The sequence below is a fragment of the Herbaspirillum sp. NPDC101397 genome (genome assembly GCF_044767325.1).
In the GTDB taxonomy this organism is placed as follows: domain Bacteria; phylum Pseudomonadota; class Gammaproteobacteria; order Burkholderiales; family Burkholderiaceae_D; genus Herbaspirillum.
The window spans coordinates 425,039-449,276 of sequence record NZ_JBIWNS010000006.1 but is presented as its reverse complement, the minus strand read 5'-3'; the positions used below and the strand labels follow the sequence as shown (position 1 = coordinate 449,276).

Genomic DNA, 24,238 nt, shown 5'->3' with positions numbered 1-24,238 from the left:
CATGAACAAGCCATACAACAACAAGGCCTGGTTTTTCATCCTGCCGGTGTTCCTGACGGTCGCGTTCTCCGCGATCATCCCGCTGATGACGGTGGTCAATTATTCGGTGCAGGACATCATCAGTCCCGAGCAGAGCGTGTTCGTCGGCCTCGAATGGTTCCGCGCCGTGATGCGCGACAGCGAGCTGCATTCGGCGCTGCTGCGCCAGCTGATTTTTTCATTCTGCGTGCTGCTGGTGCAGATTCCGCTGGGCATCGGCCTGGCGCTGTCGATGCCGGCGCAGGGCTGGAAATCGTCGGCGGCGCTGGTGATCCTGGCCATGCCGCTGCTGATTCCATGGAATGTGGTCGGCACCATCTGGCAGATATTCGGACGCGCCGACATCGGCCTGGGCGGTTATGTGTTGAGCCGCCTCGGCATGGACTACAACTACGCCTCCAATTCGCTCGACGCCTGGATCACCGTGCTGGTGATGGATGTCTGGCACTGGACGCCGCTGGTGGCCTTGCTGGCCTTCGCCGGCTTGCGCTCGATTCCGGATGCGTACTATCAGGCGGCGCAGATCGACGGTGCCAGCCGCTGGGCGGTGTTCCGTTTCATCCAGCTGCCCAAGATGCGCGGCGTGCTGGTGATCGCGGTGCTGCTGCGTTTCATGGACAGCTTCATGATCTACACCGAACCCTTCGTGCTCACCGGCGGCGGGCCCGGCAATTCGACCACTTTCCTGAGCCAGTACCTGACGCAGAAGGCGGTCGGCCAGTTCGACCTGGGACCTGCCGCGGCGTTCTCGCTGATTTACTTCCTGATCATCCTGCTGCTGTCCTTCATCTTGTACAACTGGATGCAAAGCGCAGGCAATGGCAACCAGGCGACAGGAGCCAATCATGAATAAAGACAAGCAAAGCAGCTGGCCGCGCGTGCTGACGCTGGCGCTGTACATCGCCTTCACGCTGATCCCGCTGTACTGGCTGTTCAATACGTCGCTCAAGACCAACGAAGAAACCTTGGCGATCTTCACGCTGTGGCCGAACCAGCCGACGCTGGACAACTACAAGGTGATCTTCACCGACGCCTCCTGGTACTCCGGCTACATCAATTCCATCATCTACGTCGCCATCAATACGGTGCTGTCGCTGCTGGTGGCGCTGCCGGCGGCCTATGCGTTTTCGCGCTACCGCTTCCTCGGCGACAAGCACATGTTCTTCTGGCTGCTGACCAACCGCATGACGCCGCCGGCGGTGTTCCTGCTGCCGTTCTTCCAGCTGTACTCGACAGTCGGGCTGATGGATACCCACATCGCGGTGGCGCTGGCGCACATGCTCTTCAACGTGCCGCTGGCGGTGTGGATCCTGGAAGGCTTCATGTCGGGCGTGCCGCGCGAGATCGACGAGACCGCCTACATCGACGGCTTTTCGTTCCCGCGTTTCTTCCTGCGGATTTTCCTGCCGCTGATCAAGTCGGGCGTCGGCGTGACGGCGTTCTTCTGCTTCATGTTCAGTTGGGTCGAGTTGCTGCTGGCGCGCACGCTGACCTCGGTCAACGCCAAGCCGATCAGCGCCATCATGACGCGCACCGCCTCGGCGGCCGGCATGGACTGGGGCATCCTGGCTGCCGCCGGGGTGTTGACGATTATTCCGGGAGCACTGGTGATCTGGTTCGTGCGCAACCATATCGCCAAGGGCTTCGCGATGGGGAGGGTGTGACGATGGCTGCTTTTTCATGGATGTCGTGGACGCCGCCGATCGCCGTCTTTTTCATCTGCATCGCGCTCATGCTGGTCGGCATGACGATCTGGGAAATCCGCTCGCCGACGGTGGAGCGCAAGGGTTTCCTGCCGCTGCGCACGACCCGCGGCGACCGTTTGTTCATCGGCTTGCTGAGCGCCGCCTACATCAATCTGGCGTGGGTCGCGGTGACCGACCTGGACCAGTGGTACGCCGCCGTGCTCGGGTTTGCGGCCTTATTTATCGTCATGCGCAAGGGCTGATTTTATGCATGGCCAGGATTCAATTTCCGGTTTGCTCAGAATAAAAAAAACTGGAATGAAATGACGCGTTCGGGGAATGTCCTTCCCTCTCCGGCGCGACCATCTTTGGGAAGGTGACGAGGAGACGTGATGCAAAAATTCAAACTTACCGTGCTGGCCGCTGCGATTGCAGTGGCTGGCAATGTCTGGGCCGACACCAAGTCGGCCGAGAAGTGGATCGACAGCGAATTCAAGCCGAGCACGCTGTCGCGCCAGCAACAGCTGAGCGAAATGCAATGGTTCATCGATGCCGCCGCCAAACTGAAAGCCAAGGGCGTCAAGGAAATCCACGTGGTGTCGGAAACCCTGGACACCCACGCCTATGAATCGAAAACCCTGGCCAAGGCCTTCGAGGAAATCACCGGCATCAAGGTCAAGCACGACGTGATCCAGGAAGGCGACGTGGTCGAAAAGATGCAGACTTCGCTGCAATCGGGCAAGTCGATCTATGACGGCTGGGTCAATGACTCCGACCTGATCGGCACCCATTACCGCAACGGCCAGACCGTGGTGCTGTCCGACTACATGGTCGGCCCCGGCAAGGAATACACCAATCCCGGTCTCGACCTGAAGGACTTCATCGGCACCAGCTTCACGACCGCGCCGGACGGCAAGCTGTACCAGCTCCCCGACCAGCAGTTCGCCAACCTGTACTGGTTCCGCGCCGACTGGTTCGCACGCAAGGATCTGCAGGACAAGTTCAAGGCCAAGTACGGCTATGAGCTGGGCGTGCCGCAAAACTGGTCGGCCTACGAAGACATCGCCGCCTTCTTCACCAACGACGTCAAGGAACTGGATGGCAAGAAGATCTTCGGACACATGGACTATGGCAAGAAGGATCCGTCGCTGGGCTGGCGCTTCACCGATGCCTGGCTGTCGATGGCCGGCGCCGCCGACAAGGGTCTGCCGAACGGCTTGCCGGTCGACGAGTGGGGCATCCGCGTGGCGGCCGACAAGTGCACGCCGGTAGGCGCGTCAATGTCGCGCGGCGGCGCCACCAACTCGCCGGCGGCGGTCTATGCGCTGACCAAGTACCTCGACTGGATGAAGAAATACGCACCGCCGGAAGCGCTCGGCATGACCTTCTCCGAAGCCGGTCCGGTTCCCGCCCAAGGCCATATCGCGCAGCAGGTGTTCTGGTACAGCGCCTTTACCGCAGGCATGACCAAGCAGGGTCTGCCGGTGGTCAACACCGACGGCTCGCCGAAGTGGCGCATGGCGCCGGGACCGCACGGCCCGTACTGGAAGGAAGGCATGCAGAACGGTTATCAGGACGTCGGTTCCTGGACCTTCCTCAAGAGCACGCCGCCTGACCAGATGGCCGCCGCCTGGCTGTACGGCCAGTTCGTGACCTCCAAGACCGTGTCGCTCAAGAAATCGATCGTCGGCCTGACCTTCATCCGCGATTCCGACATCCGTTCGGAATACTTCACCAAGAACGCGGCCAAGTACGGCGGCCTGATCGAGTTCTACCGCAGCCCGGCACGTGTGGCGTGGACACCGACCGGCAACAACGTGCCCGACTATCCGAAGATGGCGCAACTGTGGTGGAAGAATATCTCCACCGCCATTTCCGGCGAAAAGACACCGCAAGGCGCGATGGACAACCTGGCCGAAGAAATGGACGGCATCATGGCCCGGCTGCAGCGCGCCGGCATGAAGAACTGCGCCCCCAAGCTCAACGACAAGAAGGATCCTGCGAGCTGGATGTCCGACAAGGGCGCGCCATGGACCAAGCTGGCCAACGAAAAGCCGAAGGGTGAAACCATCCCTTACGACAAACTGCTGCAAGCATGGAAAGATGGAAAAGTCCGTTAGGATGATTTGAAGGTCTCGCAATCCTGAACGTCATTCCGGCAACTGCCGGGATGACGTTTTTCCTTCCGGCCCGGCGCAATCATTGTTACGCTGTGATCTTCACAGCGACGTATTTTGTAAGGCAAATGTCATGGCATATCTGCTCGCCCTCGACCAGGGCACCTCCAGCTCACGCAGCATCATCTTCGACGAGACCGGCGCCATCGTCGCCACCGCGCAGCAAGAGTTTCGTCAGATCTTTCCGCAGCCCGGCTGGGTTGAACACGATCCCCTGGATCTCTGGAACAGTCAGCTGCAGACTTGCCGCCAGGTGCTGGCGCAGGCCGGCATCAAGGCCGCCGACCTGGCCGGGCTGGGCATCACCAACCAGCGCGAGACCACCGTCGTGTGGGACCGCGCCACCGGCAAGCCGGTGCACAACGCCATTGTCTGGCAAGACCGCCGCACCGAATCCATCTGCGCCGACTTGCGCGAGCGCGGCCTGACCGATCCCATCCAGGCCAAGACCGGCCTGGTGCTCGATCCGTATTTCTCCGGCACCAAGCTGCACTGGATACTCGATACCGTGCCCGGCCTGCGCGAGCGCGCACGGCGCGGCGAGCTGGCGTTCGGCACCGTCGACGCCTGGCTGATCTGGAACCTGACGGCCGGGCGCCTGCACATGACCGACGTGTCCAACGCCTCGCGCACGATGCTGTGGAACATCCATACCGGCAGCTGGGACGATGAACTATTGGAATGGCTGGACGTGCCGCGTTCGATGCTGCCGGAAGTGCATCCCTCGTCACATCTGTACGGCCGCACCGACGCCGGGCACCTGGGTGCGACGGTGATGATCGGCGGCATCGCCGGCGACCAGCAGTCGGCCTTGTTCGGCCAGGCCTGCTTCCAGCCGGGCATGGCCAAGAATACCTACGGCACCGGCTGCTTCATGCTGCTGCATACCGGCGACCAGTGCGCGCAGTCGCGTAACGGCCTGATCAGCACTGCGGCGTGCCAGGTCGGCGAGCGCAAGCAATACGCGCTGGAAGGCAGCGTCTTCATCGGCGGCGCGGTGGTGCAGTGGCTGCGCGACGGCCTCAAGGCGATCAAGAATTCAACGGATGTGGAAGAACTGGCGGCCTCGGCGCCGGACTCCGGCGGGGTGGTATTCGTGCCGTCGTTTACCGGCCTCGGCGCGCCGTACTGGAACCCTTCGGCCAAGGGCGCGATTGTCGGCCTCAGCCGCGGCAGCACGGTGGCGCACATTGCGCGTGCCGCGCTGGAATCGATTGCCTTCCAGAGCACCGCCTTGCTGACGGCGATGGTGCGCGACGCAGTCTCGCCGATCACTGAACTGCGCGTTGACGGCGGCGCCTCGGCCAATAATCTGCTGCTGCAATTCCAGGCCGACTTGCTCGGCATTCCGGTGATCCGTCCGCAGGTCACGGAGACCACCGCGCTGGGCGCCGCCAGCCTGGCGGGCCTGGCCACCGGTGTCTATCGCGACATGGCGGAGTTGTCGCAGCATTGGCGCATGGAACGCACCTTCCTGCCGACCATGAGTCGCGACGAAGCGCTGACCAAAATCCAGACCTGGGAGCGCGCCATCAAACAGGTGAGTGCGGGTTGACGCTGTTGCGTCTGATCAGGGCGCGCTCAGTGTCACGGCCACGCCGGCCTGTTCGGTGACCGATGCCGACAGCGTTGCGTACAGCTCGTTGCCGTCGCGTGCGCTCAGCCATTGTTTGCCGTCGTATTTGAAGTGATAGCCACCCGATTTGGAGGCAAGCCACAACTCCTGCATCGGCGCCTGGCTGTTGACGATGATTTTGGAGCCGTTATCGATGCATTCGATTTCAAGGACATTGCCGCTGCGGCTGCATTCGACGTCGAGGTCGGTGTCGTCGGTAGCCTGCTCCAGCGCGGCTTCGATCGCGTTCAGCGCGGAATCCGCGAGGGCCAGGAATTCTGATTCTGTCATGCTACACTCCGAGACATTGATGTAAACCCGTGATTCTATCGTGAAGTCTCCATTTCATTTTTCTCCCGTCCGTCCGCTGCTCGGCGCCGCCATGTTTGCCCTGCTGTTGGCAGGTTGCGGCCAGAAGGGCCCGCTCTACATCGGCAAACCGCCGGCGGAGCGCGTGCGCACTGCGCCCGCCGACAACATGAGCAAACCGGCCGTGCCCGATGATGCCGGCGTGCCGGCGATTTCCTTGCCTGCACCGGCCGCAGCACCCTCCAGCAGTTCCAAATAATTTCTCGCCGTACCTTATCTCATGTCCCATTTTTCTTACCGCGACGGCGTGCTGCATGCCGAAAATCTGCCTCTGAACGCGCTGGTCAAGCAGTTCGGCTCGCCGCTGTACGTCTATTCCAAGGCAGCGCTGACCGCCAATTATTCCGCTTACGCCGACGCCTGCAAGAAAGCCGGCCGCACTGAAAATGCGGATAATGGCGGCGCGCTGGTCTGCTATTCGGTCAAGTCCAACTCCAACCTTGCCGTCCTCAACGTGCTGGGCAAGCTTGGTTCCGGCTTCGACATCGTCTCGGGCGGCGAGCTGCTGCGCGTGATTGCCGCCGGCGGTGATCCGCGCAAGGTGATCTTCTCGGGCGTGGGCAAGGGCCGCGACGAAATGCGCCTGGCGTTGCAACACGACATCCTGTGCTTCAACGTCGAATCGATTCCCGAAGTGCATCGTCTCAACGAAGTCGCGGGCGAAGCCGGCAAGCGCGCGCGCATTTCGCTGCGCGTCAATCCGAATGTCGACGCCAAGACCCATCCGTACATCTCCACCGGCCTCAAGGAAAACAAGTTCGGCGTCGCCTACGAAGACGCGCTGGCCTGCTATCGCGACGCCGCTGCACTGCCGAACATTGAAGTGGTCGGCATCGACTGCCACATCGGTTCGCAATTGCTCGACGACGCGCCGCTGCTGGAAGCGCTCGACAAGGTGATCGAACTGATCGACCAGCTCGAATCCGAAGGCATCGCCATCCACCACCTCGACATCGGCGGCGGCATCGGCATTACTTACGACGACGAACAACCGGTCCCGGTCGGCGACTACCTGGGCCGTCTGTTCGCCCGCGTCGACGCCTGGCGCAAGGAAAAATACGCCGGTCGCGCAATCAAGGTCATGTTCGAACCGGGCCGTTCCATCGTCGGCAACGCCGGCGTGCTGGTGACCGAAGTGCAATACCTGAAGCACGGCGAGAGCAAGAATTTCGCCGTGGTCGACGCCGCCATGAACGACCTGATGCGTCCGGCCCTGTACGAAGCCTGGCACGGCGTGCAAGTGGTGCAACAGCGCCAGGACGCCGCCAAGACCTATGATGTCGTCGGTCCGGTGTGCGAATCCGGCGATTGGCTGGCGCGCAACCGCGAACTGGCGATCGCGCCCGGCGACTTGCTGGCGCTGATGTCGGCCGGCGCCTACGGCATGACCATGGCCTCCAACTACAACACGCGCGGCCGCGCCGCCGAAGTATTGGTCGATGGCGACCAGGTGCACCTGATCCGCAAGCGTGAAAACCCGGCCGACCTGTTCGCGCTGGAATCCATCGCTGGCTGATAGCGGCATCGCCGGGCAAGCGCATGGGTCGCATGACTACGACTGACGCGGCCCGGTTCACCATGCTGGATGCGGCGTTCTTCGACCAGGATAGTCCCGCCCTGGCGCGCGCCCTGATCGGCAAGGTCTTGCGGCGCCGCTGGAAAAACCAGTGGCTGTCCGCCCGCATCATCGAGACCGAAGCCTATTGTCTGGACGAGCGCGGCAGCCATGCCTCGCTGGGTTACACCCACAAACGCCGCGCCCTGTTCATGGAGGGCGGCACCATCTACATGTACTACGCGCGCGGCGGCGATTCGCTCAATGTCAGCGCCGCCGGTCCGGGCAATGCTGTCTTGATCAAATCGGCCTATCCCTGGATCGACCCGATCGCCGGTCCCGCCGCGCTGGCGGTGATGCAGGCGGAAAATCCCGACGCGCAGGGCGGCGCGCGTCCCCTGAGCCGGCTCTGTGCCGGCCAGACCCTGTTGTGCAAATCGCTGGCCTTGCGCGTGCCCGACTGGGACGCCGGCGCGTTTGATCCTGCTGAATTTTTTGTCGACGATGTCGGCGAAGCGCCGCAGACGCTGATCGAAACCACGCGGCTGGGCATCCCGGCCGGGCGCGACGAGCACCTCCCTTACCGTTTCGTCGATCCTGCTTACGCCCGCCATTGCACGCGCAATCCTCTGCGCAAGGGGCAGAGTGCGCCGGCGGACTATCGCTGGGTTGATCGCGACGGCAAGCCGGCGGCCGTGCAGGAATTCCCCCGTGGCGTCATTCCTGTCACCAGCGACCCACGCTCTTCCTGACGCGGATACCCCCGCCGAACTGTTGGCGTGACGATCGAGCTTCAGCCAGGTTTTATTACGGCAGCGTGACAGCCATCGGCTGTTTTACATCCTGCTGCGTATTCTTGGCGCAAGAAGGGTGGTTTTTGTTTTCTTTTGAGAAACGATACGTCAGAATGGCGGCGGCAAGAAGAATAGCTTCACATCACATCATTGCCGTCATCAATAAAAACAAGGGGAAAGCAATATGCAGTGTCTGCACTGTGGCGCCGAAAACAGGGATTCGGCGAAATTCTGTCTGTCTTGCGGGACCTCGTTCGCCGCATCTTCCGCACCACCGCCACCGCCGGTCGATACCATCGCTTGCCCGACCTGCCTGCACGCCAACAAACCGTCTGCCAAGTTTTGCGCCAAGTGCGGCACACAGATGCATGCCGCCAAAGTTGCTGTCGCAGCTGCCGTGCCTCCCGTGGCGTCGCCCCCGCCGGCAATTGCTTCGGCGCCGCTACCTGAATCTTTGCCGGATGCATTGCCGGAATCGTCCCCGCTTCCTGCCGCACCTGAACCCGTGCAAGTGATCGCGGCTCCCGAAGTCCGCTCTGAACCGTTGATTGAACCTGCTTCCAAAGCGACTCCTGAGCCTGTGCCGTCACCTGCCCCGAAGCCTGAGTTCACGCCGGCTCCGTTGTCAACGCCAACGCCTCCAGCATCGATCGCCGCGCCGCACGAGCAGGCGCCCACTACCGCAGCAACAACGCCTGATCCGATCCGCAGCGCCAAGCCCGGCTCGCGCCGGCCGTTGATCGCCGCGATCGGCGTTATGGCGATTGCGATTGCAGCGGGCGGTGTGTGGTGGTATTCCCATGTCGGCACTGCCGGTACTGCCAGTTCCGCAGCGGTAGCGGCCGCAGCTACACCAGCTGCCATCGCCCCCGTGGAGCCGGTCGTCGCAGTGGAAACCAAACCGGCTACGGAACTGGCTGCAGCCCCGTCTGCAGCTCCGGCCGCAGAACCCCAAGTACCCGTCGCCGCAGCGGTAGCGACCCCAGCTGCCATCGCTGCGACACCGGAAATCAAGCAGCCTTCGCCTGAAGAACTTGCCGCCCAGAAGGCGCAGTTGCAAGCCAAAAAACTTGCCGCAGAAGAAGCGCGCAAGAAAAAGGCGGAGGCGTTGCAGGCTGAACGGGATCAACGCAGTGCCCGTCTGGCCGAAGCGCAAGCGCAGGCGCGCGCCAATGCAGCGCAGGCGGCCAATGCCGCACCTGGTCCGACCAAGGTATTTACGCCAGGTGCATCGCCGACCGCAGAACGGGTCGCCGAATGCCAGCGCCAGTCTTTCTTCGTGCGCGAAAAATGCATGTGGGAAGTCTGCAACGGCAAATGGGGCAAAGACGGCTGCCCGTCCTACGACCGCAACTGAGCGTCACCCGGAAGTCCGGCCATCGGCCGGACATTCTCTCTGCAAGTCATCGGAAAGTCGGTTCGACCAGGCTTCCCGTTGCGCATCGAATCAAATAACCAAGGGGAAATTGCATGACCGACACGACCACTGCCGCACCGGCATCCGCGCCGCTGAAGTCCACATTCGATTCACTGCTTCAGGCGGCGACTGCGTTCAAGAATTTTCGCGCGCTCAGCCTGCTCGGACTGACCTTTCTGGCGGTTGTTCTGACCGGCGGGCTGCTTTCTTATCTGGCCAGCGTGACCGGCATCTACTTTCTGTTTTTCCTCGCGACCCTGCTGAGCATCGTGGTGCTGTTCTATGGCAGTAACGCCGTCGGCATCCTGCTGATGAACGACGCCCAGGGTCATCCCGACAGCCACGGTATCGTGGATGCCGTCCTGCTGTCGCTGTACACCAGCCATCGGCTGCTGGGCGTCATTTTCCTGCAGTTGCTGATCGTGCTGGCGGTGGTCATCGTCGTGGCGATCGCTTTGGCGATCTGCAAGATTCCGGTGCTGGGGCCGTTTCTCTACACGTTTGTTTTCCCGATCTCTGCGGTGGTGCTGGGCACACTGGTGTTCGCGCTGTACTTCGTGATGCTGCCGCTGGCGGCGCCTGCAGTCTGGAACGGCAGCAGCGTTTTCCAGGTCATCGCCCAACTCAACACGGTCGTGCGCAAGCAGCTGATCATGGTGTTGTTGTCGGAGTTCATCCTGTTGCTCATCACCGGCTTTGTCGCGTTCATCATTTCCATGGTGATCATTTCGGGATCGGCGATCACGTCGAGCATGTCGCTGGGCATCATCGGTTTCGGCAGCAGCGGCGGCTTGCTGGGGCTGGCCTCGGGCTTCGGCTTCGGCGGCATGGGCAGCAGCAACGGCCACGTGGTGGCCGGCATGATCGGCGGCGGCTTGCTATTCGCGGTCGGTGCGCTGATTCCCAGCCTGATCTGGACCAAGGGCATTTGCCTGGTTTATCTCAACAGCACGCGCGACCTGGATTTCTCCAAGGCGGAAGAACAGCTCAACAGCAAGCTGGACACGGTGCGCAAGAAAGCCGAAGAAGCGCGTGAACGCGCCCGCGATCTCGCTGCCCAGCAAAAGCAGAAGTCAGCAACGGAGTTTGCCGCGCCCGCTCCTGTGATCGTCGCCGGCGCAGTCGCCGATGTAGCTGCTCCGGCAGCAGTAGCACCGGCTTGCCCGGCCTGCCACGCAAGCATTGCCCCCGATGACGTCTTCTGCGGCAATTGCGGAAACAAACTGAAATAAGAGGAAACGACATGGCACGCTTTTGTACGCAATGCGGCGTTTCCAATGTGGACGCTGCGCGTTTTTGCGAAGAGTGCGGCACGCCTCTCAAGCAGACGGTGTCCGCCGCTTCTCCTGTGTTCGTCGCGCAGGAAGCCGGCGCAGCGGTCAACGCAAGCGCTGCTGCGCCCGGCGTCGGCATCAGCAAGCGCAAGCTGGCAATCGTCGCCGGCATCGCCGCTACGCTGCTCATCGCGGGCGGCGGCCTGGCCGTCTGGCTGGCGCCGGAAAGTCCTTCGGAAGCCAGTTTCAAGCGGGCGATGGAACGCTATCTGGCCGACAATGCCGACGCGCGCGACAAGCTGCTCTGTGTCGCCAACATGCGCTATCAGGGCGATGCGATCCGTGTCGCCGAATATGATGCGTTCACTCGCAACTGGATGGACGCGCTGGCACAGAGCGGCGTCTACGCGCCGGCGCAAGTGGTGCGCAGCAATTCCGGATTTCTGACGCAGACGCAATATGTCTACGCCTTGACCGAAGCGGGCAAGCCATGGATCAGGAACAACCGCCTCTGCCTTGGCGACGACGTGCGTGTGACGACCGTGTCGGGATTCGACCAGGTGCAAAAAAACGGTGAACAGAGTCTGGCTCTGGCCCGCGCGCAGCTGGAGATCAGCGGGGAAGCGCCTTGGCTGAAGCAATCGCCGCAGCGCGACAACATCCTGCAGAAGACCGGCAAGACCAGCATCCAGCTGAACATGCCGGTGACGCTGGTCGATGGGAAATGGAAGGTCGTTCAGGATGCGGCATTGCTGAGGCGGGCAGGATCCGAAAGTCCGTTCAACCTGTTCGGCCGCGACAACGCGCGCGCCGGCAGGGACGCAGCGGTGGCGTCCGGTGACGGTTTCTTGACCAAAATCAAACGCTGGTTCTCGTTCGGCGGCCATCCGCTGGTCGGCAAATGGCGTGAGCAAAGCGGTTTGCTCAACTTCGAGTTCACCAACGATCAGATGATTGAAGGCGGAAGCGCCGTCAAGGCGCGTTTCGAAACCGACGGAGACACCGTCAAAATATGGCCGGAGCAGGGCAGCGGCCTGGCGCAGGGGCTGGTTGTCACGATGCAGGGACAAGATACGGCGATCATCGACATGGGGCTCATCAAGGTCAGGTTGCTGCGCGTCAAGTGATGCATGGGTGACGCATGAGGGCGGCGCCGGGCTGGGCGCTGGGGATCATTGAGAAAACAGGCGCGGAATTTGCATCAGGCCGGGAGGTGCCTCCGCGTGGCTTCCAGCCGCGCTTTTACGGCGTGTATGCGGCTATAATGCGCGTTTTCGCACTTTAGCCCGCTCGCTTTTTAAGCCTTTTCCAGCCCCCCTTTGCGTAAGGAACATGCATGAATGCCCTGATCTGGTTCGTCATACTTTATTGGGTGATTTCAGTCGGTATCGGTCTTTACGCAACCAAGTTCGTCAAGAGCGGCAAGGACTTTGCGATTGCCGGCCGGGCCTTGCCGATGTCGGTGGTGACGGCGACGGTGTTCGCCACCTGGTTCGGCTCGGAGGCGGTGCTGGGCGTGTCATCGACTTTCCTCAAGGAAGGTTTGGGCGGCATCGTGGCCGATCCCTTCGGTTCGTCGCTGTGCCTGATCCTGGTGGGCGTGTTCTTCGCCCGGCCGCTGTATCGCATGAACCTGCTGACCATCGGCGACTACTACAAAAAACGTTTTGGCCGCGCCGCTGAGATGCTGGTGACGATCTGCATCGTGATCTCTTATCTCGGCTGGGTGGCGGCGCAGATCAAGGCGCTCGGCCTGGTCTTCAACGTCGTCTCGGGCGGCTACATCACGATGCAGGCGGGCATGATCATCGGCGCCGCCAGCGTGCTGGTCTATACGCTGATGGGCGGCATGTGGGCGGTGGCGATCACCGACTTCCTGCAAATGATCATCGTGGTGGTCGGCATGCTGTACATCGGCTGGGAAGTGTCCGGCATGGTGGGCGGCCCCGGCGTGGTGATCCAGCATGCGGCCGATGCCGGCAAATTCAATTTCTGGCCCTCGCCCTCGCTCAGGGAGGTGATGTGGTTCTTTGCCGCGTGGATCACCATGATGCTGGGCTCGATCCCGCAGCAGGACGTGTTCCAGCGCGTGATGTCGTCCAAGAGCGAGAAGATCGCGCGCAACGCCTCCATCCTCGGCGGCGTGATCTATTTCGGTTTTGTGTTCATCCCGATCTTCCTGGCGTACTCGGCCACGCTGATTGATCCGGCCATGGTGGCGCGCTTGCTGGAGACCGATTCGCAACTGGTGCTGCCGACGCTGATCATGGAAAAAATGCCGGTGTTCGCCCAGGTGATGTTCTTCGGCGCGCTGCTGTCGGCGATCAAGAGCTGCGCCAGCGCGACGCTGCTGGCGCCGTCGGTGACCTTCACCGAAAACGTCATCAAGGAAATCCGTCCGTGGAAGAGCGACAAGGAGTTCCTGTTCTCGATGCGCGTGGTGGTGCTGTTGTTCACCGTCGCGGTGACCTCGCTGGCCTTGAACAGCCAGTCGAGCATTTACCAGATGGTCGAAAACGCCTACAAGGTGACACTGGTCGCCGCCTTCGTGCCGCTGGCCTTCGGCGTGTACTGGAAGCGCGCCACCCGTCAGGGTGCGCTGGCTGCCATGATCCTCGGCCTGACGACCTGGATCACGCTCGAATACGTCGCGCCGGAAGGTCTGTGGCCGCCGCAGCTGGCCGGCCTGCTGATGAGCGTGGGCGGCATGGTGTTCGGTTCGCTGCTGCCGCAACTGGTGGCGCCGATTCCGCAGGCGCCGGCTGCGGGCGCATTGAGCGCCGACTGATCTCTTCCTGATTTTCTTCCCTGCGCGATTCGCATTTTCTGCGAATCGCGCAGGCGACGCAGTTCCTTCCTGGTTGTCTTGCCCTCCTGTTTTGCAATGGTCATCACGACCGTTCACCTCGCATTTCTTCCTTGCTGAATTTGGCCGTTTTCTTGTGCCCGCGGAAAGTTGTTGTCGAAAAACCAATTGGAACTAATCAGTATTAAATCGACCTCATTGAGCATGTCTCTGCAAACTCATGAATACGATTTTTCTGCTGATGCACTGTTTCTCGACTTCGACGGCACCTTGGTGAATCTGGCTCCTGAGCCTGAAAGTGTTGTACCCGCGCCGGACCTGATCGAGATGCTGCAGCAGCTGCAAACACGCGCGAACGGCGCGCTGGCGGTTGTCAGCGGCCGTCCGGTGGCGCAGCTCGACCATTACCTGGCGCCGCTGCGCTTGCCTGCCGCCGGCGTGCACGGCCTTGAACGCCGCGATGCCTCCGGGCGGCTGGTGCAACTTGCCGCGCCCTCCACCGATGAACTGATGGAGCGGCTCGCGCCGTTCGTCGCACGTCATCCCGGCTTGCTGCTGGAGCCCAAGCGCGGCGCGCTGGCGCTGCATTACCGCAAGGCGCCGCATCTGGAACAGGCCTGTATCGAAGCGATGAATTACGCGGTCTCCAAAGCGGATTCGAACGCGAATTCGCATGCACCGGGCTTCAACGTCCTGCGCGGCAAGATGGTGGTCGAAGCCAAGGCGGCGCTGGCCGACAAGGGCGACGCCATCGCCTCGTTCATGCGCGAAGCGCCATTTGCCGGACGCCGGCCGGTGTTCGTCGGCGACGACGTCACCGATGAAGCCGGTTTCAACTGGGTGCAGACCCTGGGCGGCGGACTCGGCGTCAAGATCGGCGAAGGCGAGAGCCGGGCGCAGATGCGCCTGGACAATCCGGCGGCCTTGCATCAATGGCTGGAGCAGGCGCTGCGGGTCGCACCGCGCATCTGACATCCGCGAAATTTTTCAGACGGACGTCCCTACGTAAAACAGCAGGCAAGTTCACCGCTCCGGCGACAACAAAAAAAGTAAAGAGAGGAAAGGCAGCATGAGCACGTCATCCATCGATACCCCCAGCAACGACACCTCCACCGGCGTCAGCAACGACGGCGACCGGCCTTCCACTTCTTCCCTCGATCTCGGCGTGATCGGCAACTGTTCCTACAGCGCGCTGATCGACAAGCTCGGCCGCGTGGTGTGGTGTTGCCTGCCACGCTTCGACGGCGATCCGGTATTCAACGCCTTGCTTGATCCGGGCGAGAGCGGCAGCCTCTGGAGTTTCGAGCTTGAGAATTTTTCGCACAGCGAGCAGTGGTACGAACCGAACACAGCGGTGCTGAAAACGCGCCTTTACGACACGCTTGGACAGGGTGTTGAGATCACCGACTTCGCACCGCGCTTCCCGAGTCGCGGCCGCTTCTTCCGGCCGCAGACGCTGGTGCGCCGCGTGTTGCCGCTTCATGGCGCGCCGCGCTTGCGCGTGCTGTTGCGACCGCGTTTCGACTGGGGCCGCGAAGTGCCCGAGATCACGCGCGGCAGCAATCACGTGCGCTACGTCGGCTCCGAGATGACGCTGCGCCTGAACACCGATGCGCCGATCAGCTACCTGCTCGACGAGACTGCCTTCGTGATCAGCCGGCCCTTCAACTTCCTGCTCGGTCCCGACGAAACGCTGACCGGCGGCATCGGCGACACCGCACGCAGCTTCGAACAGGAAACCGTCACCTACTGGCGCAACTGGAGCCGCAGCCTGGCCACGCCGCTGGAGTGGCAGGCCGCCGTGATCCGCGCCGCCATCACGCTCAAGATGTCGGTGTATGAAGACACCGGCGCCATCATCGCCGCCATGACCACCAGCGTGCCGGAAGCGCCGGGCAGCGCGCGCAACTGGGACTATCGCTACTGCTGGCTGCGCGACGCCTTCTTCGTAGTGCGTGCGTTGAACAGCATTTCCGAACTCGGCACCATGGAAGACTACCTGCGCTGGCTTACCAACGTGGTGGTGCGTTCGGCCGGCGGCCACGTCCAGCCGCTGTACGGCATCGGCCTCGAAGAGGCGCTGCCGGAGCAGATCCTCGACCACCTGCCGGGCTATCGCCATCACGCACCGGTGCGCGTCGGCAACCAGGCCTACGAGCATTTCCAGCACGACGTCTACGGCAACATCATCCTCGGTGCGGCGCAGGCTTTCCACGATGCGCGCCTGCATCATCGTGCCGGCGCCGAGCAGTTCAAGCATCTGGAAGCAGTGGGCGAACGCGCCTTTGAAATGTACGACCGCCCTGATGCCGGCATGTGGGAGCTGCGCACGCGTTCGCGCATCCATACCTCGTCGGCGCTGATGAGCTGGGCCGCCTGCGACCGCCTCGGCAAGATCGCCTCGCGGCTTGAACTCGATGAACGCGCACGCTACTGGCACGAGCGCGCCGAGATGATCGGCAAGCGCATCCTGACCGAAGCCTGGAACGAGGAGCGCCAGACCTACGCCGAAAGTTTCGGCGGCCGCGACCTCGACGCCAGCGTCTTGCTGATGGTCGAAGTCGGCCTGATCGCGCCGACCGACAAGCGCTTCATCGCCACCGTCGACGCGCTGGAAAAATACCTGTGCGACGGCCCCTACATGCGTCGCTACGAAGCGCCGGACGATTTCGGCCGGCCCGAAACCGCCTTCAACATCTGCACCTTCTGGCGCATCGACGCGCTCGCGCGCATCGGCCGCAAGGAGCAGGCGCGCGAGATTTTCGAAGCCATGCTGGCGGCGCGCAACCACGTCGGCCTGCTGTCGGAAGACACGCATCCGGTCACCGGCCAGATGTGGGGAAACTTCCCGCAGACCTATTCGATGGTCGGGATCATCAACTGCGCGATGCGACTGTCCGCATCATGGGAGAGCGTCATTTAAACGCTCGCTTCAGCCACGCTCAGCAACATCAGCAACATTAGCAACATCAGCAACATCAGCAACATCAGCAACATCAGCAACATCAGCAACATCAGCAACATCAGAACTGCAATTTTCACTTACACAACAACAAAGGAGTTTCACCATGTCCCGCCTCGTCGTAGTTTCCAATCGTCTCGCAGATCCGCGCAAGCCGGCGGCCGGGGGACTGGCGGTGGCGCTGGGCGAAACCCTCAAACGCACCGGCGGCCTGTGGTTCGGCTGGAGCGGCAAGGTCGTCGAAGACGGCACTCCCGGCGAGGGTGCACTGCACGTCAATCAGGCCGGGCCGGTGACGCTGGCCGAGCTCGATCTGTGCGCCGAAGACCATGACGCTTACTATCGCGGCTACGCCAACGGCGTGCTGTGGCCGGTGTTCCATTATCGCCTCGACCTGGCGCATTTCGAATCGGGGCATCTGGGCGGCTATCGCCGCGTCAACCAACTGTTCGCGCGCAAGCTGATGCCGCTGCTCAAGCCGGACGACCTGATCTGGATCCACGACTACCACCTGATTCCGCTGGCCGCCGAATTGCGCGCCATGGGCTGCGGCAACCGCATCGGTTTCTTCCTGCACATCCCGCTGCCGCCCCCGCAAATCCTGGCGGCGATTCCTTCGCATGAATGGCTGATGCGCGCCTTGTTTGCCTATGACCTGGTGGGCTTTCAGACGGAAGCGGATCTGCAGCATTTTTCGAACTACGTCAAAGCGGAGGCCACCGCCGAGACTGTGGGTGCGAGCCAGTTCCGTGCCTTCAACAGCACGGTGCAGGCCAAGGCCTTCCCGATCGGCATTGACGTCGACGATTTCCAGCGCCTCGGCCGGGCACGGGAGGCGCGCGAGACCTTCGAGAACACGCGCAAGGAATATTCGCGGCGACGCCTGCTGATCGGCGTCGACCGGCTCGATTACTCCAAGGGCTTGCCACATCGCATCCGCGCCTTCCGCGAGCTGTTGCAGCACTATCCGGAAAACCGCCACAGCGCCACGCTGTTGCAGGTGGCCTCGCCGAGCCGTGAAGACGTTGATGCCTACGCCGACATCCAGCGCGAGCTGGAAAGCCTGTGCGGCGCGATCAACGGCGACTATGGCGACTTCGAATGGATGCCGATCCGCTACATGCATCGCACAGTCGCGCGCAAACGCTTGCCGGGTTTGTATCGCGCCTGCGCGGTGGCGCTGGTGACGCCGCTACGCGACGGCATGAACCTGGTGGCCAAGGAATTCGTCGCGGCGCAGGACGAGGAGGATCCCGGTGTGCTGGTGCTGTCGCGTTTCGCCGGTGCCGCCGAGCAGATGAAGGAAGCCTTGCTGGTCAACCCCTATGACACGCATGGCACCGCCGAGGCCATCCAGCACGCCTTGCAGATGCCGCTGGAAGAACGCAAGCAACGTCACGCCGCCTTGCTGGCGACGATACGCAAGTACGACGTGCACTGGTGGTGCAACAGTTTCCTCGACACATTGGAACAATCCCGTTGAAAATTCTTCTTTGTAGCGAATACGGCAAATAATCGAGCGGTTTTGTTGCTCCCCGGCAGTCCGCCGCGGGCTTGTGAGGTCTGCGTTGCACCGCCCGCACGCAGCGGACTCGTAAAAACGGCTGAAAAACCTTTATAATTCAGGGTTTTGGACGATTTTTGCTGGAGTAATTCATGCCGATTTACGCGTATCGCTGCGAAGCGTGTGGTTTTGCCAAAGATGTGCTGCAGAAGATGTCTGACGACGCGTTGACCGTCTGTCCGTCCTGCGGCAAGGACAGCTTCCGCAAACAACTGACCGCCGCCGGATTCCAGCTCAAGGGCTCGGGCTGGTATGTGACCGATTTCCGCGGCAATAGCGGAAGCGTCGCCAACAGCTCAGGCGCCACCGGCACGGCGCTGCCTGCGACCGAAGCGCCGGCGTCCGGCGACGCCGGTGCCGCTTCTGCTGCTTCTGCTGCTCCTGCTGCATCGGCTCCTGCCGCCCCGGCGGCGGCACCAGCTGCCGCAGCCCCGAGTGCTCCCAAGCCACCCAGCACCCCAAGCGCTTCCTGAGCGCCACCGCGAAAAGCCATCCCATGCGCAAATACTTCATCACCGGCCTGCTGATTCTGGTCCCCCTGGCAATCACGCTGTGGGTGCTCAACCTGATCATCGGCACCATGGATCAGTCGCTGCTGCTGCTGCCTGTCAGCTGGCGGCCGGAAGCGCTGGTCGGCTTCCGCATTCCCGGCCTGGGCACCATCCTCACGCTGCTGATCATCTTCCTCACCGGCCTGGCCACGCGCAATTTCATCGGTCGCCAGGTGGTGTCGCTGTGGGAAGGTTTGCTGACCCGCATCCCGGTGGTCAAGTCGATCTACTCCAGCGTCAAGCAAGTGTCCGACACGCTGTTCTCGTCGTCCGGCAACGCCTTCCGCAAGGCGGTGCTGGTGCAGTATCCGCGCCAAGGCTCGTGGACCATCGCGTTCCTGACCGGCATCCCCGGCGGCGAAGTGAAGAACCACCTGCAAGGCGCCGACTACGTCAGCCTGTACGTGCCGACCACGCCGAATCCGACCTCGGGATTTTTCCTGATGGTGCCGCGCGCCGACACCATCGAGCTGGACATGAGCGTGGACGAAGCGCTCAAGTACATCGTCTCGATGGGCGTGGTGGCGCCGGAAATGCAGGCCGACAAGAAGATCATCACCGACATCGCCGCCGACGCGGCCAATCATAATTGAAGGGGCGTTCAGCGCTCTTCAAGATCGACCGCGCTGTTCTGCCCCGCCTTCGCCCTGCCAGCAGCACCGAACACAAGAAGCAAAAAACTGAATTAAACGAAACTGAAAACGGAATAACGGAACCTGAATATGTCCATGCGAACTCAATACTGCGGCCTCACCACTGAGGCACTGCTCGGCCAAACCGTCAGCCTGTGCGGCTGGGTGCATCGTCGTCGCGACCACGGCGGCGTGATCTTCATCGACCTGCGCGACCGCGAAGGCCTGGTGCAAGTCGTCTGCGATCCTGATCGCGTCGACGTGTTCAAGAATGCCGAAGCCGTGCGCAATGAATTCTGCCTGCGCATCACCGGCATCGTGCGCAACCGTCCTGACGGCACCGGTAACGCCAACCTGAAGTCGGGCAAGATCGAAGTGCTGGCGCACCAACTGGAAGTGCTGAACCCATCGGTCACGCCGCCGTTCCAGCTGGACGACGACAACCTGTCGGAAACCACCCGCCTGACGCACCGCGTTCTGGACCTGCGCCGTCCGCAAATGCAAAACAACTTGCGCCTGCGTTACAAGGTGGCGATGGAAGTGCGCAAGTTCCTCGATGCGCAAGGCTTCATCGACATCGAAACGCCGATGCTGACCAAGTCGACCCCGGAAGGCGCACGCGACTACCTGGTGCCGTCGCGCGTGAACGCCGGTGAATTCTTCGCGTTGCCGCAATCGCCGCAACTGTTCAAGCAGCTGCTGATGGTCGCCAACTTCGACCGTTACTACCAGATCACCAAGTGCTTCCGCGATGAAGACCTGCGCGCCGATCGCCAGCCTGAATTCACCCAGATCGACTGCGAAACCTCGTTCATGAACGAACAGGAAATCCGCGACCTGTTCGAAGGCATGATCCGCCTGGTCTTCAAGAACGTGCTCGATATCGACCTGCCTGATCCGTTCCCGGTCATGGACTTCGCCACCGCGATGGGCATGTACGGTTCGGACAAGCCGGACATGCGCGTCAAGCTGGAATTCACCGAACTGACCGACGTCATGAAGGATGTCGACTTCAAGGTCTTCGCCGGTGCAGCCAACAGCGAAGGCGGCCGCGTGGTCGGCCTGCGCGTGCCGGGCGGCGCCGAAATGCCGCGTTCGGAAATCGACGCCTACACCCAGTTCGTCGCCATCTACGGCGCCAAGGGCCTGGCTTACATCAAGGTCAATGAAAAGGCCAAGGGCCGCGACGGCCTGCAATCGCCGATCGTCAAGAACCTGCATGACGCCGCCCTGGCCGCCATCGTCGAGAAGACCGGTGCGCAAGACGGCGACCTGATTTTCTTCGGCGCCGACAAGGCCAAGGTCGTCAACGACGCCATCGGCGCGCTGCGCGTGAAGATCGGTCACAGCGATTTCGGCAAGAAGAACGGTCTGTTCGACGACGTTTGGCGTCCGCTGTGGGTGGTTGACTTCCCGATGTTCGAATACGACGAAGACAACCAGCGCTGGGTCGCCCTGCATCACCCGTTCACCTCGCCGAAAGATGGTCACGAAGATTTCATCTCGACCAATCCGGCAGCCGCCATTGCCAAGGCCTATGACCTGGTGTTGAACGGTTGGGAAATGGGCGGCGGTTCGGTCCGTATCCACCGCGCCGACGTGCAGAGCAAGGTGTTCCGCGCGCTGAAGATCAACGACGACGAAGCACGCCTGAAGTTCGGCTTCCTGCTGGATGCGCTGCAATACGGCGCGCCTCCGCACGGCGGCATCGCCTTTGGCCTGGATCGTCTGGTCACCATGATGGCCGGCGCCGAGTCGATCCGCGACGTCATCGCTTTCCCGAAGACCCAGCGCGCGCAAGATTTGTTGACGCAAGCACCGTCGGCGGTCGACGAGAAGCAACTGCGCGAGCTGCACATCCGTCTGCGCAATGCGGAGCCGGCGATCAAGGCGTAAGCGTAGCAAGCAACATGGCCATACCGTCCGCGCCTGATCCGCGCGGACGGGCAAGTCGAAAGAAGGCGCGTGCAGCAATGCATTGCGCCTTTTTTCATGGGCGCGCGGTTTTCCTCCATTCCTTGTTGCGGCGTGCCTCCGGTATAAATCTTTTCCGCATGCATGCGCTGCAAGCATGGCGACATGCGCAGATATCATTTCCGGCTTGCTTCTTGCTCGTCCTATCATCGGATGCATATCCATCAAGGGGAGAGACCATGCAAACCAACACCGCCTACGCCGCGCCGCCGGTTGTCGTCAGCAACGACCAGCGCCGCCGCGCCATCATCGCCACCGTGATCGGCAACGGCCTTGAATGGTTCGACTTCACCGTCTACAGTTTTTTCGCCGTCATCATCGCCAAATTGTTTTTCCCCACCGGTAACGAACTGACCTCGCTGCTGCTGGCGGTAGCCACCTTTGGCGTCGGCTTCTTCATGCGCCCGGTCGGTGGCATTTTGCTCGGCATCTACGCCGACCGCGTCGGCCGCAAGGCGGCGCTGTCGCTGACCATCCTGCTGATGGCGGCCGGCACCACGCTGATCGGCATCGCACCGACGTATGAACAGATCGGCCTGTTCGCGCCGCTGATCATCGTGGTGGCGCGCCTGCTGCAAGGCTTCTCGGCCGGCGGCGAAATGGGCAGCGCCACCGCCTTCCTGACCGAATATGCACCGGTCAAGGAACGCGCTTTCTATTCCAGCTGGATCCAGGCCAGCATCGGTGTGGCCGTGTTGCTGGGCGCTGCGGTCGGCACCTACGTCACCAGCAGCCTGAGTCCGGAAGCGTTGGCGAGCTGGGGCTGGCGCCTGCCGTTCCTGCTGGGCATCATCATCGGCCCGGTCGGCTACTACATCCGCCATCACCTTGATGAAACACCTGCCTTCCTCGAGGCCAAGGACAAGACCGATTCGCCGCTCAAGGAAATCATTCGCAACTATCCGCGTGAAACCACCGCGAGTTTTTCCATGGTGATCCTGTGGACGGTCTGTACTTACGTGCTGCTGTTCTACATGCCGACGTATTCGATCAAGGTGCTCAAGCTGCCGCAATCGACCGGCTTCATCGCCGGCATGGTGGGTGGTCTGTGCATCATGGTGTTCGCACCGGTGGTTGGCCGCATCGCCGATCGCTATGGTCGCCGCGGCTTGCTGTCGGGCGCCGCGCTGCTGATCCTGCTGCTGGCGTATCCGATGTTTGCTTACATCAACCATGCGCCCGGCCTCGGCTCGCTGCTGGTGTTCCAGCTGGTGTTCGGCATCCTGATCGCGACTTATACCGGTCCGATTCTGGCGGCGTTCTCCGAGCTGTTCCCGGCCAAGGTGTTGTCGACCGGTTTGTCGGTGGCCTACAACCTGGCGGTGACGATTTTCGGCGGCTTCGCTTCGTTCATCATCACCGGCCTGATCGCCGCCACCGGCAGCACCATGGCGCCGGCGTTCTACGTGATGATCGCCGCCGCCATCAGCCTGGTTGGCACCCGCTTCGTGCGCGAACCTGCGTATCTGCAACGCGCTTAGTTTCAGTTTTTGCTTTCAATTTTCAAGATTCGATTTTTCCATGACCAAGATTCTCCTGCAGGGCGGCAACGTCCTCGACCCGGCGCACGGCAGCCTGCTGCTTCGCCACGATGTCCTGATTGAAGACGACCGCATCATCGACGTCTCTGCGACGCCTATCGATGCGCCGAATGCCTCCGATATGCAACGTATCGACGTGACCGGCAAGACCGTCATGCCCGGCCTGATCGATTGTCACGTGCACGTGCTGGCCTCGCTGGCGAACCTGGGTGCGAACGCCTTGCAACCCGGTTCGCTGACGTCGATCCGCGCGTTGCCGATTGTCGAAGCCATGCTCAACCGCGGCTTCACCACCGTGCGCGACGCCGGCGGCGCCGACTGGGGGCTGGCGCAAGCCATCGCCATCGGGCTGGTGCCGGGGCCGCGGATCTTCCCGTCCGGCAAGGCCTTGTCGCAGACTGGCGGACATGGAGACTTCCGCCCGCGTTCGGATGTGCTGGAGCCATGCTCCTGCGCCTTCCGCGCCGGCGCGATTGCGCGTGTGGCCGACGGCGTCGACGCCGTGCGGCTGGCTGCCCGCGAAGAAATTCAGAAGGGTGCGACGCAGATCAAGATCATGGCCTCCGGCGGTGTCGCCTCGCCGACCGATCCGATCGGCAACACGCAGTACAGCGAAGACGAAATCCGCGCCATCGTGGCCGAAGCGGAAGCGGCGCAGACTTACGTCATGGCGCATGCCTACACCGGCCGTGCCATTTCACGCGCCGTGCGTTGCGGCGTGCGCACCATCGAGCACGGCAACCTGGTGGATGCCGATGCTGCGCGCGTGATGCGCGAATATGGCGCTTTCGTGGTGCCGACGCTGGTGACTTACGACTCGCTGGCGCGGGATGGGGCACGCCTCGGCTTGCCGGCCGATTCGGTCGCCAAGATCGAATCGGTGCGCCAGGCCGGCCGCGACTCGCTGAAAATTTACGCAGAGCATGGCGTGCAGATGGGCTTCGGCTCCGACCTGCTGGGCGAGATGCACCAGGACCAGTCGCAGGAATTCGTCATCCGCGCCGAGATCCTCGGCAACCTGGAAGCGATCCGCTCGGCTACCTCGATTGCCGCCGCCATCCTGCAGCGCGACGGCGAACTCGGCACTGTGCGCGCCGGCGCGCGCGCCGACCTGATCGTGGTCGACGGCAATCCGCTCGATGACATCCAGTTGCTGGCGGGGCAGGGCGAGCACCTGTCGCTGGTGATGCAGGGTGGTTTCGTGCATCGCAATACTTGCAGCACGCGTTGAATCCGGGCGGGCATGTTTTTCGCTCTATGATGGAGCTCTGAGTTGTTCAACA

22 protein-coding genes and 1 pseudogene are annotated in these 24,238 nt (G+C 62.1%); 21 read left to right on the top strand and 2 right to left on the bottom strand.

What is annotated here, in order from left to right:
- Position 1 precedes the first annotated feature (1 nt).
- The 5 genes from ACIROW_RS17210 (at position 2) to glpK (ending at position 5,456) form a co-directional block, all read left to right on the top strand.
- The gene (locus ACIROW_RS17210) at positions 2–892 is read left to right on the top strand and encodes a carbohydrate ABC transporter permease (protein ID WP_116436929.1); all 891 of its coding nucleotides are present in this window, start codon (positions 2–4) and stop codon (positions 890–892) included.
- On the top strand, positions 885–1,703 hold the full coding sequence (locus ACIROW_RS17205; protein ID WP_402277666.1) for a carbohydrate ABC transporter permease: 819 nt from the start codon (positions 885–887) through the stop codon (positions 1,701–1,703). The genes ACIROW_RS17210 and ACIROW_RS17205 overlap by 8 nt, the downstream gene beginning before the upstream one ends.
- A gap of 2 nt (positions 1,704–1,705) precedes the next feature.
- Complete coding sequence (locus tag ACIROW_RS17200; protein WP_116436927.1) at positions 1,706–1,987, top strand: DUF2160 domain-containing protein; 282 nt, start codon at positions 1,706–1,708, stop codon at positions 1,985–1,987.
- Positions 1,988–2,116: 129 nt separating this feature from the next.
- Positions 2,117–3,844, top strand: coding sequence for an ABC transporter substrate-binding protein (locus tag ACIROW_RS17195; RefSeq protein WP_402277665.1), 1,728 nt, complete (start codon positions 2,117–2,119; stop codon positions 3,842–3,844).
- Between the two features lie 130 nt (positions 3,845–3,974).
- Positions 3,975–5,456, top strand: coding sequence for a glycerol kinase GlpK (glpK, locus tag ACIROW_RS17190; protein WP_402277663.1), 1,482 nt, complete (start codon positions 3,975–3,977; stop codon positions 5,454–5,456).
- A gap of 15 nt (positions 5,457–5,471) precedes the next feature.
- Here glpK and cyaY read toward each other — a convergent pair whose 3' ends face one another.
- Positions 5,472–5,807, bottom strand: coding sequence for an iron donor protein CyaY (gene cyaY, locus ACIROW_RS17185; protein ID WP_116436925.1), 336 nt, complete (start codon positions 5,805–5,807; stop codon positions 5,472–5,474).
- Between the two features lie 40 nt (positions 5,808–5,847).
- On the opposite strand from cyaY, the gene ACIROW_RS17180 reads away from it, so the two are divergent.
- From ACIROW_RS17180 to ACIROW_RS17135, 10 genes and pseudogenes are all read left to right on the top strand, one after another.
- Positions 5,848–6,084, top strand: coding sequence for a lipoprotein (locus tag ACIROW_RS17180; protein ID WP_402277662.1), 237 nt, complete (start codon positions 5,848–5,850; stop codon positions 6,082–6,084).
- Between the two features lie 21 nt (positions 6,085–6,105).
- Entirely contained in the window at positions 6,106–7,401 is a 1,296-nt protein-coding gene (gene lysA, locus ACIROW_RS17175; RefSeq protein ID WP_402277661.1) for a diaminopimelate decarboxylase, read from the top strand.
- A gap of 32 nt (positions 7,402–7,433) precedes the next feature.
- The gene (locus tag ACIROW_RS17170; RefSeq protein ID WP_402277659.1) at positions 7,434–8,192 is read left to right on the top strand and encodes a DNA-3-methyladenine glycosylase; all 759 of its coding nucleotides are present in this window, start codon (positions 7,434–7,436) and stop codon (positions 8,190–8,192) included.
- Between the two features lie 226 nt (positions 8,193–8,418).
- Positions 8,419–8,580 (top strand): annotated as a pseudogene (locus ACIROW_RS17165) (zinc-ribbon domain-containing protein); the annotation flags it as partial.
- 276 nt (positions 8,581–8,856) lie between these two features.
- Complete coding sequence (locus ACIROW_RS17160; RefSeq protein WP_402277713.1) at positions 8,857–9,591, top strand: hypothetical protein; 735 nt, start codon at positions 8,857–8,859, stop codon at positions 9,589–9,591.
- 113 nt (positions 9,592–9,704) lie between these two features.
- Complete coding sequence (locus ACIROW_RS17155; RefSeq protein ID WP_402277658.1) at positions 9,705–10,883, top strand: hypothetical protein; 1,179 nt, start codon at positions 9,705–9,707, stop codon at positions 10,881–10,883.
- Positions 10,884–10,894: 11 nt separating this feature from the next.
- Positions 10,895–12,052, top strand: a complete 1,158-nt coding sequence (locus tag ACIROW_RS17150) for a zinc-ribbon domain-containing protein (protein WP_402277656.1) — start codon at positions 10,895–10,897, stop codon at positions 12,050–12,052.
- 209 nt (positions 12,053–12,261) lie between these two features.
- A complete protein-coding gene (locus ACIROW_RS17145; RefSeq protein ID WP_402277655.1) occupies positions 12,262–13,713 on the top strand; it encodes a sodium:solute symporter family protein in 1,452 nt (483 codons plus the stop codon).
- A 222-nt stretch (positions 13,714–13,935) separates the two neighbouring features.
- Entirely contained in the window at positions 13,936–14,703 is a 768-nt protein-coding gene (otsB, locus tag ACIROW_RS17140) for a trehalose-phosphatase (protein WP_402277654.1), read from the top strand.
- Positions 14,704–14,800: 97 nt separating this feature from the next.
- On the top strand, positions 14,801–16,654 hold the full coding sequence (locus ACIROW_RS17135) for a glycoside hydrolase family 15 protein (RefSeq protein WP_402277652.1): 1,854 nt from the start codon (positions 14,801–14,803) through the stop codon (positions 16,652–16,654).
- A gap of 9 nt (positions 16,655–16,663) precedes the next feature.
- On the opposite strand, the gene ACIROW_RS17130 is transcribed toward ACIROW_RS17135, so the two are convergent.
- Positions 16,664–16,801 carry a hypothetical protein gene (locus ACIROW_RS17130; protein WP_402277650.1) on the bottom strand — a complete coding sequence of 46 codons (138 nt, stop codon included), beginning with the start codon at positions 16,799–16,801 and terminating at the stop codon, positions 16,664–16,666.
- On the opposite strand from ACIROW_RS17130, the gene otsA reads away from it, so the two are divergent.
- The 6 genes from otsA to ACIROW_RS17100 all read left to right on the top strand — a co-directional run bounded on the left by otsA (position 16,800) and on the right by ACIROW_RS17100 (position 24,186).
- A complete protein-coding gene (gene otsA, locus ACIROW_RS17125; protein ID WP_402277648.1) occupies positions 16,800–18,176 on the top strand; it encodes an alpha,alpha-trehalose-phosphate synthase (UDP-forming) in 1,377 nt (458 codons plus the stop codon). The genes ACIROW_RS17130 and otsA overlap by 2 nt on opposite strands.
- Before the next feature lie 173 nt (positions 18,177–18,349).
- The gene (locus ACIROW_RS17120) at positions 18,350–18,730 is read left to right on the top strand and encodes an FmdB family zinc ribbon protein (RefSeq protein WP_402277647.1); all 381 of its coding nucleotides are present in this window, start codon (positions 18,350–18,352) and stop codon (positions 18,728–18,730) included.
- 23 nt (positions 18,731–18,753) lie between these two features.
- Positions 18,754–19,401, top strand: a complete 648-nt coding sequence (locus ACIROW_RS17115; protein WP_402277646.1) for a DUF502 domain-containing protein — start codon at positions 18,754–18,756, stop codon at positions 19,399–19,401.
- Between the two features lie 129 nt (positions 19,402–19,530).
- Complete coding sequence (gene aspS, locus ACIROW_RS17110; RefSeq protein WP_402277644.1) at positions 19,531–21,336, top strand: aspartate--tRNA ligase; 1,806 nt, start codon at positions 19,531–19,533, stop codon at positions 21,334–21,336.
- Between the two features lie 257 nt (positions 21,337–21,593).
- Positions 21,594–22,895, top strand: a complete 1,302-nt coding sequence (locus tag ACIROW_RS17105) for an MFS transporter (protein WP_402277643.1) — start codon at positions 21,594–21,596, stop codon at positions 22,893–22,895.
- Positions 22,896–22,935: 40 nt separating this feature from the next.
- Positions 22,936–24,186: an amidohydrolase family protein gene (locus ACIROW_RS17100; protein WP_402277642.1), complete on the top strand. Its 1,251-nt coding sequence runs from the start codon at positions 22,936–22,938 to the stop codon at positions 24,184–24,186.
- Positions 24,187–24,238: the final 52 nt, after the last annotated feature.